The organism is Candidatus Auribacterota bacterium, assembly GCA_026392035.1.
In the GTDB taxonomy this organism is placed as follows: Bacteria; Auribacterota; Tritonobacteria; order UBA1439; family UBA1439; genus JAPLCX01.
In genome coordinates this window covers 23,788-36,338 of sequence record JAPLCX010000007.1, presented here as the reverse complement: position 1 = coordinate 36,338, position 12,551 = coordinate 23,788, and the positions used below count along the sequence as shown (strand labels likewise).

At 59.8% G+C, this 12,551-nt stretch carries 10 protein-coding genes; all 10 read left to right on the top strand.

Annotated features, from left to right (window positions below):
- Positions 1-191 precede the first annotated feature (191 nt).
- The 10 genes from aroB to waaF all read left to right on the top strand — a co-directional run bounded on the left by aroB (position 192) and on the right by waaF (position 12,504).
- Entirely contained in the window at positions 192-1,280 is a 1,089-nt protein-coding gene (gene aroB, locus NTX71_00510; protein ID MCX6338386.1) for a 3-dehydroquinate synthase, read from the top strand.
- A gap of 12 nt (positions 1,281-1,292) precedes the next feature.
- On the top strand, positions 1,293-2,399 hold the full coding sequence (gene dprA / locus NTX71_00505; GenBank protein ID MCX6338385.1) for a DNA-processing protein DprA: 1,107 nt from the start codon (positions 1,293-1,295) through the stop codon (positions 2,397-2,399).
- 196 nt (positions 2,400-2,595) lie between these two features.
- Positions 2,596-4,779, top strand: a complete 2,184-nt coding sequence (gene topA, locus NTX71_00500) for a type I DNA topoisomerase (protein MCX6338384.1) — start codon at positions 2,596-2,598, stop codon at positions 4,777-4,779.
- A gap of 26 nt (positions 4,780-4,805) precedes the next feature.
- A complete protein-coding gene (gene xerC, locus NTX71_00495; protein MCX6338383.1) occupies positions 4,806-5,711 on the top strand; it encodes a tyrosine recombinase XerC in 906 nt (301 codons plus the stop codon).
- Positions 5,712-5,796: 85 nt separating this feature from the next.
- On the top strand, positions 5,797-7,098 hold the full coding sequence (locus tag NTX71_00490; protein ID MCX6338382.1) for a 3-deoxy-D-manno-octulosonic acid transferase: 1,302 nt from the start codon (positions 5,797-5,799) through the stop codon (positions 7,096-7,098).
- Positions 7,099-7,297: 199 nt separating this feature from the next.
- On the top strand, positions 7,298-8,473 hold the full coding sequence (lpxK, locus tag NTX71_00485) for a tetraacyldisaccharide 4'-kinase (protein ID MCX6338381.1): 1,176 nt from the start codon (positions 7,298-7,300) through the stop codon (positions 8,471-8,473).
- On the top strand, positions 8,470-9,276 hold the full coding sequence (gene lpxA / locus NTX71_00480) for an acyl-ACP--UDP-N-acetylglucosamine O-acyltransferase (protein ID MCX6338380.1): 807 nt from the start codon (positions 8,470-8,472) through the stop codon (positions 9,274-9,276). Before lpxK ends, lpxA begins: the two co-directional genes overlap by 4 nt.
- A 231-nt stretch (positions 9,277-9,507) precedes the next feature.
- Complete coding sequence (locus tag NTX71_00475; protein MCX6338379.1) at positions 9,508-10,434, top strand: CPBP family intramembrane metalloprotease; 927 nt, start codon at positions 9,508-9,510, stop codon at positions 10,432-10,434.
- A 133-nt stretch (positions 10,435-10,567) separates the two neighbouring features.
- Entirely contained in the window at positions 10,568-11,476 is a 909-nt protein-coding gene (locus NTX71_00470; GenBank protein ID MCX6338378.1) for a lysophospholipid acyltransferase family protein, read from the top strand.
- Complete coding sequence (gene waaF / locus NTX71_00465) at positions 11,473-12,504, top strand: lipopolysaccharide heptosyltransferase II (GenBank protein MCX6338377.1); 1,032 nt, start codon at positions 11,473-11,475, stop codon at positions 12,502-12,504. Before NTX71_00470 ends, waaF begins: the two co-directional genes overlap by 4 nt.
- The last annotated feature ends 47 nt before the right edge of the window (positions 12,505-12,551 follow it).

Here is a 12,551-nt window from a genome sequence, read left to right as displayed (position 1 = left end):
GGCAAGTCACGAGTGCTGGCGTGAACGGAGCAAGCAGTTGAACCCGCGCATGCGCGAGGGAGGGACCAGATCATGTCTATTGACTCCGCGCCTTTGATGGGTGACCCATTACCGTTTCTATAGTTTTATTCTTGTCAGGCTGCTGTGACGTAGGGTAGCATATCCAGAGAAGAGAAGTGGGAGCGGAACACATGCGCACAGTGCGGGTTGAGCTCCGCGAGCGGAGCTACGACATATTGATCGGCGAGGGCCTGCTCGGCAACGCCGGCCCACGGCTCAGGGAGCTGGGACTGAGGGGCACGGGCATCGTCGTGAGCGATACCACCGTCGGCAAGCTCTACGGCCCCAGGGTCATCTCTTCACTGAAGGACGCGGGTTTCAACGCAGCCCTCTACACCATGCCCGCCGGGGAAGAGTACAAAAACCTCGACGAGACGAGAAAGATCTATTCCGAAATGTTGAAGCTCGGACTCGAGCGTGGTTCGTTCGCCATCTCTCTCGGCGGAGGCGTCGTCGGCGACATCACCGGTTTCGCCGCGGCGACGTTCGTGCGCGGCATCCATTGTATCCAGATCCCCACCTCTCTCCTCGCGCAGGTGGACGCGAGTGTCGGCGGCAAGGTGGGGGTCAATCTCCCCCAGGGGAAGAATCTCATCGGCTCCTTCTATCAACCCCGCGGCGTCCTCATTGACCCATCGGTGCTCACCACGCTCGCGAGGCGCCATCTCAGCTCCGGCTTCGCCGAGGTGATCAAGCACGCGGTCATCAGGGATGCCGCACATTTTGATTTCCTTGAAAAAAACTTCACAAGGGCTCTCTCGCTCGACGCCCCCTGCCTTGAAAAGATCATCGGAAGGTCATGCGAGATCAAGTCGGAGATCGTTGCCCGGGATGAGAGGGAGGGCGGTGTGCGGATGACCCTCAACTTCGGGCACACCATCGGGCACGCCCTGGAAACGGTCACCGGCTACAGATCCTATATCCATGGAGAGGCGGTCGCGATCGGCATGGCGCATGCCGCCGCCATCGCGGCACGCTGCGCATTCCTCAGCCGCGAGGACTATCACAGAATCGTCAGGCTCATAGAGTCTTTTGGGCTCCCGGTGCGCATGGAGGGGGTTTCAGCAGCGGACATCCTCGCCGCAATGCGGCAGGACAAAAAAATGAGGGATGGACAGGTCAATTTCGTCCTGCCGCGGCGCATTGGCGAAGTCTTTGTCACCGATGAGGTCGGCGAGGATGCCGTGCGTGCGGCAATTGAACAACATAGTGCCGATTAAAGGCAGGCGGCTGTGACAGAACTGGAAAGCCTGATCGCGCTCAACATGGTCGAGGGGTTGGGGCCGATCACGATCAAGAGGCTCATTGACTTCTTCGGCTCAGCCGAAAACGCGCTCCGCGCAGACCGCGAGCAACTCCGCCGGATCGAGGGTATCGGCCAGGAGAAAGCGGCGCGTGTGAGCCAGGCGCTGCGCGGGGTGGATGTTTCCGGAGAGATCGCCGCAATCGAAAAGGGCCGCTTCACGGTCATCACGCTGAGCGACCCCGCCTATCCGGAGCCTCTGAAGCAGATTTACGATCCCCCCCCGCTCCTCTACGTCAAAGGTGAATTGAAGAGAGATGACCGCTACGCCATCGCGGTGGTGGGCGCGCGGAGATGCTCCCACTACGGCACGATGACCTCCGAGCGGCTCGCGGCGCAGATCGCCGGCGTCGGCCTCACCGTCGTGAGCGGCATGGCGCGCGGCATCGACACCGCCGCCCACAGGGGCGCGCTGAAAGCGGGCGGGAGGACGATCGCCGTCCTCGGGAGCGGCCTCAGCCGCATCTACCCGGCGGAGAACACGATGCTCGCCGAGGAGATCGCCGCCTCGGGAGCGGTGATCTCAGAGTTCCCGCTGAGCATGGGACCCCAGAAGACGAATTTTCCGCTCCGCAACAGGCTCATCAGCGGCCTCTCCCTCGGCGTGGTCGTCGTCGAAGCCGCCCGCAAGAGCGGTTCCCTCATCACGGTGGCCCAGGCGCTCGAGCAGGGGAGGGTTGTGTTCGCGGTCCCCGGCAGGATAGATTCCTATGCCTCCCGGGGCACGCACCAGTTGATCAAGGACGGCGCAAAGCTGGTGGAGTCGGTCGAGGATATCTGCGAGGAGTTCCCCTATCTTTTCCCGGATGCCACATCGCGTGGAGAACGCACCGACGGCGAGGCGCTCCCCCGGCCGCGGCTGACCCCGGAGGAGGAAGCTGTGTTCAGCCATGTCTCCTCCCAGGAGCACGCTATCGACGAGATCATCGCGGCGTGCAACATGCCGGCGTCGGCTGTCTCAGCCGCGCTCCTTTTACTGGAGCTCAAGCATCTCATTAAGCAGTTGCCAGGCAAGCTGTTCCGAAAATCTGTATAAATTACCTCGCATATTATTCTTTTATTTGCCGCGGCGCGCCGTGTATAATCCTCGACACTTGAAGAAAGGCAAAAGTCAAAAGTAAAAAGTCAAAACCGAAAGGTAAAATTCAAAAGCGCACTGAGGAGCAATGACAGTTTTAACTTTTGAATTGTGGTTTTGCCTTTTGCGTTTTTACTTTTGACTTCTTACTCCCATGGCCAAATCTCTCGTCATCGTTGAATCGCCCGCGAAGGCCAAGACGATCAACAGGATTCTCGGAAAATCGTACACCGTCATGGCCTCCATGGGGCACGTCCGCGATCTCCCCAAAAGCAAGATGGGGGTGGATACCGAAGCCGATTTCTCTCCCCGCTATATCATCCCCGTCAAGAGCAGAAAGATCGTCACCCAATTGAAACGAGCCGCCGAAAAGGCACAGAAGATATACCTTGCCCCTGACCCCGACCGTGAGGGTGAGGCGATCGCCTGGCACCTCCAGGAGGTGCTCAACGCCACAGGCAAACCGTTCTTCCGGGTCGCATTCAACGAGATCACCGATCAGGCAGTGAGGGATGCGTTCGCCGTACCCGCGCAGGTTGATTTCCGCAAGGTGGAATCGCAGCAGGCCCGCCGTATCCTGGATAGGATCGTCGGCTACAAGCTGAGCCCGCTCCTCTGGGAGAAAGTCGCGAGAGGGTTGAGCGCGGGGAGGGTCCAGTCGGTGGCGGTCAAACTCATCTGCGAACGCGAAGTCGAAATCAGGAACTTCAAGGCGGAGGAGTACTGGTCCATCGAGGTCGATCTCGAGAAGAAAGAGCCTCCCCTCGAACGCCTCAAGGCGAAGCTCGCCAGGATCAACGGCGAAAAGGCTCAGATACCGAATCAGGCGCGGGCCGAGGAAATAGCCAGAGATGCTCCCGCGCAGCAGTACCGCGTCCAGTCCGTCGAGGAGAAGGAGCGCCGCCAGAAACCCTACCCGCCGTACATCACCAGCACCCTCCAGCAGGCGGGGGTCAACCGTCTCCGCTGGCCAATCGCGAAAACGATGAAGGTCGCCCAGGAACTCTACGAGGGGCTTGAGATAGGCACGAAGGAGACCGTGGGGCTCATTACCTACATGAGGACCGACTCGTTCAGGATCTCCACCGTTGCGCAGGGCGAGGCGCTGAAGTTTATCAGGGAAAAGTACGGAGACGCATTCGCCCCCCCCAGGCCGAACATCTATCGCTCGCGGAAAGGGGCGCAGGAAGCCCATGAGGCGGTACGTCCCACCTCCGTCAGCCGCGAGCCCCATGCCCTGAAGTCCCTCCTGACCAAGGAGCAGTTCGCCCTCTACCGGCTGATATGGGAAAGGTTCGTGGCGAGCCAGATGACTCCCGCGGTGCTGAAAACGGTGAGTGTTGAGATCGCCGCGGGGCCCTACCTCTTCAGGGCGGCCGATACGAGGGTGGTGTTCGAGGGGTACCTGAAGGTGGCCGGGGAGAAGGTGGGGGAAGCGGATGAAACCGCGCTCCCGCCGCTGAGAAACGGCGAGCAGCTCACGTTCATCTCCATCCAGCCCGCGCAGCACTTCACCGCTCCCCCGCCCCGCTACACCGAGGCCACCCTCGTGAAGGAGCTGGAGGAGAAGGGAATCGGCAGGCCGAGCACCTATTCGCCGATCATCTCCACCATCCGCAAGAGGGACTACGTGAACAAGGAGCAGGGGCGCTTTCAACCCACGCAGCTCGGTGAGATCGTCAACGGCCTCCTCGTCGACGGCTTCCCCGAACTGATCAACGTCGAATTCACCGCCCTGATGGAAAACAAACTCGACGCAATCGAAGAAGGGAAAATGGAACGGGTCCAGGTGCTCAGGGAATTCTATGAGCCGTTCATGAACTCGCTGACAAAGGCCATGAGCACGATGAAGAGCCTGAAGAAAGCCGCCGAACCGACCTCCGCCACGTGCGAAAAGTGCGGGCATCCGATGGTCATACGCTACACGCTCAAGGGGCAGTTCCTCGCCTGCTCGGCCTATCCGCGCTGCCGGAACATCAAACCGATCATCATGCATGAGGATGGCAGTTTCACGATTGAGAAAGCGGTCACACTCGATGAAAAATGTCCGCAGTGCGGCAGCGCGCTCATGGAACGGCACGGACGCTACGGCAAGTTTATCGCATGCACCGGATACCCCGCATGCAGGTACATCAAACCGAAATCCACCGGCGTCAACTGCCCCCAGCCCGACTGCGGGGGCTACATCGTTAAGCGGAGGGGGCGGGGGGGGGCGCCGTTCTACGGCTGCAGCAATTACCCGAAATGCCGTTTCAGCGCAAAGAGCATCGAGGAAATCAGCGCGAAAAACCCGCAGCCGGTGGGGGACGGGGAGCCGGGAGGCGAGACCACCCGATAACCTCATTACCCGATCGCTCGCACACGATGGATACTTTTTCCGATCACTACTTTAATTATCTCCGCGTGGAGAAAAACGCGTCTCCCCACACGCTTGATAACTACCGCCGGGACATTGCGCGGTTTGGCAGATTTCTTGCCTCGAAGGAACGGGGCGCCCCCGGCGCGCTCTGGCGAGGAGTGGATCGCTCGCTCATCCGACAGTACCTCACCGAGCTCAATCGCGTCGCACTGTCCAAGTCGAGCATCGCGAGGGCCCTCGCGGCACTGCGCTCCTTCTACCGGTTCCTGTGCCGGGAGGGGCTCATCCCGGCAAATCCGTTCGTGGGCATCCTCACTCCCAAGCGGCAGAAAACGCTGCCCATGTTTCTTGACGTGGAGACCACCCGCCGGTTGATGGAGGCCGCGGACGGGCAGGATCTCATCTCGCTGCGAGACCGCGCAATTCTCGAGATACTCTACAGCACGGGGATGCGGGTGAGCGAGCTCACCTCGCTCGACTGCGCGGCCATAGACCTGCTCGGCGAAGTGGTCCGGGTCAGGGGGAAAGGGAAAAAGGAGAGGCTCGCGCCGCTGGGGAGACACGCGGTCCAGGCGCTGAGCAAATACTTTCGCGAACGCGGCATCAACCCGCTGAGATCGGGCGGCACCACCGGTGGAATCGCATTCATCAACAAGAACGGGGGCAGGCTCACCGCCAGGTCAGTCCGCGTCCTCATCCAGAAATACGTCAGGAAGCTCGCCCTTTCCGAGAGGGTGTCGCCCCACACCCTGAGGCACAGCTTCGCCACGCACCTGCTGGACGCGGGCGCGGACCTCCGGTCGGTGCAGGAGCTCCTCGGGCACGCGAGCCTTTCAACAACGCAGGTGTACACACACGTGACCGCGGAGCGGATGAAGCACGTCTATGAGAAGGCTCACCCGCGGGCGTGAGAGGATAAAAATCCCAAATCCCAAACCCCAAATCCCAAATTAAAGATGCTGGGCGATAACATGTGCGCGGAGGATCAGCACTGACATGATGTTCCTGTACAATATACTCATCACACTCTATTTTATCCTCACCCTGCCGTACTACGCGGTGCAGGTGGCGCGTCGTGAGAAATATCGCGTCGGCCTGAAACAGCGCCTCGGCTTCTACCCCCATTCAGTGAGGCGGCGGCTCGGGGGCGGGAGGCGCGTATGGTTCCACGCAGTTTCTGTCGGCGAAGTGCTCGCGGTGATGCCGCTCGTGAAGCGCGTTCACGCAGAGCTGCCCGAGTTGCAGATCCTGCTCTCAACCGTGACCCTCACCGGCCAGAGGGTGGCCGGGGAGAAAATCGGAGACGCGGGGGTGGTGATCTACTTCCCTCTGGACATGAGCTTCGCGGTGAGGCGCGCGCTGCGGCTCATATCCCCCGAACTGATCGTTCTTGTTGAGACTGAAATCTGGCCGAACTTCATCTGCGCCGCCGCCGAGAAGCGCATTCCGATTGCCATCATCAACGGCCGGATCTCAGATCGGTCCTTCCCCGGCTACCGCTGCGCCCGCTCCTTCCTGAAACGCTTCTTGAGCAGGGTGGCCATCTTCAGCATGCAGACGGATCTCGACGCGCGGAGAATCCAGGCCATAGGCGCCCCCTCGGAGAAGATCGCCATAACCGGAAACATGAAATTCGACTGTGGAATAACCCCCGGCGACGAACAGGCCCGCCTCACCATCATCTCCTCGCTCGGCTTAAGCCCGCGCCAGGATGTGATTGTCGCCGGCAGCACGCACAGGGGGGAAGAGGAGATCGTGCTCGACGCGTACCGGGCTGTCAGGAGCGCGGGGGGCGAACCAGCGCTGATCATCGTCCCGCGGCATCCGGAGAGGGCCGCTGAAGTGAAGGCCCTCGCGGAGGCACGGGGGGAGCGGTGCGTCCTCAGATCATGCATGTCCCGCGGGGAAGCGCTCCCTCCCCGCGCGGTGCTCATTGTGGATACGATAGGCGAGCTCGTGGACATATACCGCGCCGCGACGGTCGTCTTTGTGGGAAAGAGCCTCGTGGCAGGCGGGGGGCAGAATATCATCGAACCGGCGAGCATGGGGAAGGCGGTGCTCTTCGGCCCCTCCATGCACAACTTCCGCGAGGCCGCGGAGCTGCTCCTTAAAAATAAGGGAGCCATACAGGTCGGCAATGCGCGCGCGCTGCAGGAGGCGCTCACGTTCCTCCTCAGGGACAGGGACGCCCGCGAGTCAATGGGGCGGCGCGCCGCAGAGAGCATGTCCCTCAGCCGCGGGGCGACACGTCGGAACCTGGAAATTATTAAGAAACTTCTCGTGAAATCCGCTGATTGAGCGGACGTTAATAAAAAGGCTGTATCCACGGATTTCACTGATTTTCACGGATGCAAAAACAGGATAACGTATTAAGCTGTAAGCAAAAGGATGCAATGACACTTTCAACCTTATACGTTCAACTATTTGCAGTGGTTACAGTCAGTGCAATCCGTGGATAGAAAACGTTGAAGGCGGGTGGACACAATACCAGCGGCTGGTGAATAGATCCTGTTGGATTTTTATCAAGAGAGAGGATGACGTGAACTCGCGCTTCTGGAGCGAAGTCGTGGAGGATCAGGGGGGGGGGATCACTGCCATCTGTCTCAGGCCTGTCCTGATACTCTTCTCCCTGTTCTACCGGCTCGCCGTGTGCGCGAGAAACAAGGCATATGACCTCGGCATCCTGCGCAGCCGAAGGCTGCCCCACCCGGTAATCAGCGTGGGCAATATCGTCGCGGGCGGCACGGGAAAAACGCCATTCGTCCGGCTCCTCGCGACCGAGCTCCAGAAACGCGGCGTGCGGGTGGCGGTCCTCAGCAGGGGATACGGCGCGGTCCGCAGGCCGCACCGCTTTCCGCTCCTCGTGTCTGATGGCAGACGAACACTGCACACCGCCATGGAGGCCGGCGACGAGATGGTCATGCTCGCGAGGAGCCTCGGTGCCGCAATCGTCATTGCCGACCCCAACCGCCTGCGGGCCGGCACTATGGCGGAGAGAGAGTTCGCGGTGGATTGCGTTATCCTCGATGACGGCTTTCAGCACCGGAAGCTGCGGCGGGATGTGGATATCCTCCTGCTCGATTGCGACCGGCCCTTTGCCAACGGGAGGCTCCTGCCCGCAGGTTATCTGAGGGAACCGGCAAGAAATATCTCGCGTGCCCACCTCCTGATCATCACGCGTTGTGAATCCGCACCGGCGCGAGAACTCCTGGACAAGCTCACGCTGGCGAACCCGCGCGCCGCGATCTTCAGCGCGAGGTACGAGGCTGGACGACTGGTGGATATCGAGTCAGGGGTCACGCATGTTCCCGGTTCCCTGAGGGGCAAACGGATCGCCGCATTTTCGGCCATTGCCAGGCCCGACGATTTCGAAAAAACCCTCTCAGGCCTCGGAATGATTCTCGCCTCCAGGCGCGCATTTCCCGATCACCACTTCTTTGACCGGAGAGAGATCGAAGAGATCATTGCGGAAGCTTCCCGCTGCGGCGCCGAGGCGATCGTCACCACCGCGAAAGACGCCGTCCGCCTCCCCGCGAAAATGAACTCCCCCGTCCCGTTCTATCATCTGGATATTGAAATGAGGATTGGCGGAGGGGAAGATAAATTGATAGAATCGGTGCTCCAACTGTTGAATCCAAAGGGCGTGCAAGGGCATAAGGAATCTCACAAATGAGAAAAATACACCCTACCGCCATCGTCAGCTCCAAGGCTGAACTCGCGGATGACGTGGTGGTGGGGCCCTATGTGGTCATCGAGGACGACGTGACGATCGGCCGGGGCACCAAGATCCACGGCAACGCCTGCGTCAGACAATACACCACCGTCGGAGAGCACAACACGATCCACTACGGCGTGGTGCTCGGAGACCTGCCGCAGGATCTTCACTTCAAAGGCGCCCGGAGCCACCTCAGGATCGGCTCGGGAAACACCTTCAGGGAGCACGTCACCATACACCGCGCAACGGCGGAAAACGGCGAGACGGCCATCGGGAACGGGAACTATTTCATGGTGCTCTCCCACGCGGGTCACGAGTGCGCCATCGGGAACAACAATATCATCACGAACTGCGCACTCATCGCGGGTCATACCACGATCGAAGACAATGTTGTCATCTCCGGAGCGGTGGTCATTCATCAATTCACCCGCATCGGGCGCCTCGCAATGATCAGCGGACTCTCGGCGGTCAACCGGGATATACCGCCATTTGTAATCGCGGGCGGCCGCCCGGCCGCGGCAACTAACTTGAATCTCGTCGGCCTCCGCAGGGCCGGGGTCTCACAGGAGGCGAGACTCAAGCTCAAGGATGCCTTCAAGATATTCTACACCTCCGGCTTCAATACCTCTCGAGCCCTTGAAGAGATCGAAAAGGGCGCGATGACCCCAGAGATACGACAGTTCATCGATTTCGTGAGTGTATCCAAACGAGGGGTCTGCCGCTATGCGGAGTGGGCTGAAACACGCGGGACAGATTTTTAACTACAGCCACCGTTGAAGATGATATATAAACCACAGATGAACACGGATGAACACAGTTTAAAAACACGACATACTGTATCCTATCCACCGCAAACACTATTATCCGTGTGTATCCGTGGTCACATACTGAGTCACGTATCCGGTTGAAATCAGTTCATGCCCTCGATCCCTCTCGAGACCACATTTCTGTAGGGCGAGTGTGGGCTCCTCAACCGATTGCATTGTGAAATCATGAAATCATACCAGCGCCTTGGACTTATTATTCTCATCTCACTGTTGCTGAGTTGTCTCATTTCACCTGTGGCCGACTTCGTGCTCCAGTTCCTGCGGGGATTATCGCCCGGCATGCACCGCGCACTTGACTTCCCCTTTGACCGGGTGATGCGGCGGGTGGTGCTCGTGGTGACCATTCTCCTCTTTTACATAGCTCGCGCGAAGCTGGAGATCGTATCGCTTGCCTCAATCGGGATGAGACGCGAGCCGGGGTGGCGATCGCTCCTCGGTCGCGGATGGATTCTCGGGACCTGTTCACTCGCCCTTATGCTTTTTATTATGGTGCTTTTCGGCTCACGCCGCCCCGAGACCTCATTTTCAGGGGCATGGGACCTCGCCCGCCAGCTCGTCATTGCCTTCCTCGCCGGAGCTGTGGTGGGATTCATCGAAGAGCCTTTCTTCAGGGGATTCATCCTCCAGAGCCTGTTCAAGAACCTGCGCCGGTCAACGGCGGTCGTGTCCATGAGCCTCTTCTTCGCGATTGTCCATTTCTTTAACGCCTCGGATATGCCCGCCTCGCACGGATCCCATCCCCTCCTCGGCTTCAAGGCGCTCGCCTATTTTTTCCAGCCGCTCCTCTCTCCCTCAGAGGTGATCCCCGGTTTCATCGGGCTGTTCCTCGTCAGCATCGTGCTGACGTACGCCTACCTGCGGACAGGCTCACTCTATCTGTCCATCGGGCTCCACGCCGGGTGGGTATTCGGCATCAAGGCTGAAAGCCTCTTCTTTGACCGGATGAACCATTTCGCGCCGTGGTTCTTCGGCGATGGGCGTGTGGTCACCGGGGTCTTCGGTTGGATCATGCTCCTCCTGATGCTGCTGGTCGTGAGATGCTTCATACCGCGCGGCACCACGCCCCCCCTTCCTCAATCCGTTCGAGACTAATCTTCTGCAGGGCATCCGGCCATGTCCCTTGACAGTCGAGAGCGGAATTGAGAGACTAACGTCAGACCGAGGGTCACTAAGAGCAGACCAGCGTGGTCTGCTATATTTTTATCCAGCTCAACAGGAACGAGTTATGGAAGAAGAGCGGATCCTATGGCGCCACTACCCCTCCTATTTCCTCCTCAAGGGGGTGTGCGGTTGTATCAGATTGCTGCCCGAGGGATTCGTGCGGCGGGCCAGCGATGCTGCCTCCAAGATTACCTATATGGTTGACACGCGCCACAGGAGGCTCGCCCTCAAGAACCTCGACCTCGCGTTTGGCGACAGCAAGACACAAGCTGAAAAGCGGCGGATCGCCCGCGGGGCATTCAGGAGCCTCTTCCGCACTGTCGTAGAATTGATTTTCATCCCTCGCATGATGAAAGACTTCAGCCGCCACGCAGAAATACGCAATGCCGAGGGGATCTCGAACGCGCTGCAAAAGAAGCGGGGGGTGATATTTCTCATCAGCCACTTCGGGAACTGGGAGATTATGGCCCACACGTGCGTGTCGCTCGGCAACAAGCTCGCGTCGGTGGGGAGGCCGTTAAAGAACCCGCTCATTTACCGTGAGATTGAGAGGCTGCGATGCTTCAATGGTGCGGTCATGCTCAAGAAGAAGTGGATCGCGAGGGAGATCATAGAAAGGCTCAAGAACAACTGGTGCGTGGCACTTCTGGTAGACCAGTACGCGGGACGCCACGCCCCCTTTGTCCCTTTTTTCGGGCATCCGGTGTCAACGACGCCCGCCGCGGCGCTCCTGGCAATGAAAACGGGCGCGGTCGTCCTGCCGGTCTTTGACGTGCGGGAGTGGTACGGCTATCACCACATCTACGTGTGCGATCCCGTGGATATTGTCTCGACCGGTAACAGGGACGCCGATATAGAAGAGAACTGCGCCCGCTTTAACCGCGTCATTGAGGAGTGGGTACGGCGGCGTCCCGACCAGTGGCTCTGGATGCACAGGCGCTGGAGAAGGAAAAAGGGGCCGGACGAGCCATGAGCGACTTTAAAAAAATCGTCATCAGGGGAACGAACTGGCTCGGCGACTCTGTGATCACCATCCCGGCCGTCAGGGCGGTGAGGCAGCTCTTCCCCTCGGCTTTGATCGGCATGGTCGCGCCGGCGAAGCTGGCCGGCGTCTGGGAAAATGAGCGCTCTATCGATCACGTCATTCCCGTGCCGCAGCCGGCCGACCTGCGGGACAAACTGAACGCGATCCGGCTCGTGCGCTCAGGCCGGTATGACCTCGGGGTACTCTTCCCGAACTCCTTAGAATCGGCCTTGTGGTTTTTCCTGTCGGGCGTGCGGCGGCGCCTCGGCTACGCGACCTGCGGGAGGGGACTACTACTCAACTGGAGAGTACGGCCACCTGTTGGCGGCGGACACCAGGTCCACCGCTACCTGGACCTTGTCAAGGCATTGGGACCCGTTCACGCAGCGCCGCGCCCCTCAATCAGCATTCCCGAGCGGCTGCGCGGGTGGGCGCGTGACGCGCTCCAGAAAAAAGGGATTGCAGAAGGAGATCTTCTCCTGGGCGTCAATCCCGGTTCAACGTACGGGCCGGCAAAATGCTGGCCCCGGGAGAAGTTCGCCGGCCTCATCCGGCTGGTGCGCACGCGGTTGCGCGCGCCCGTCATTATCGTGGGGGGCGAGCGGGAGCGCGCGCTCGCTGATTCGCTCTGCCGCGGTTACGGAGGCGGCGTGATCAACATGGCGGGGGAAACGACTGTCATGCAGCTGGCCGCCCTCATGGAGCGCTGCGCGTTGCTGGTGAGCAATGATACCGGGCCGATGCACCTCGCCTGCGCCGTGGGGACAGCGGTGGTCGCCATCATCGGGCCGACCGATCCCGGGGCAACAGGGCCCCTCGGAACTCATCTGATCGTCCGGAATGCGGTTGAATGCAGCCCCTGCTTCAAGCGGAAATGCCCGACCGATCACCGGTGCATGAACGAAATATCCGTGGAAGTAGCGTATCGGGCAATTGAGCAACTACTGAACAAATCCAAAATCCAAAAGGTTAAATAATCGAGAGAGGGATGGGCGGTGTATATTCTTCTAATTTGGGATTTGGG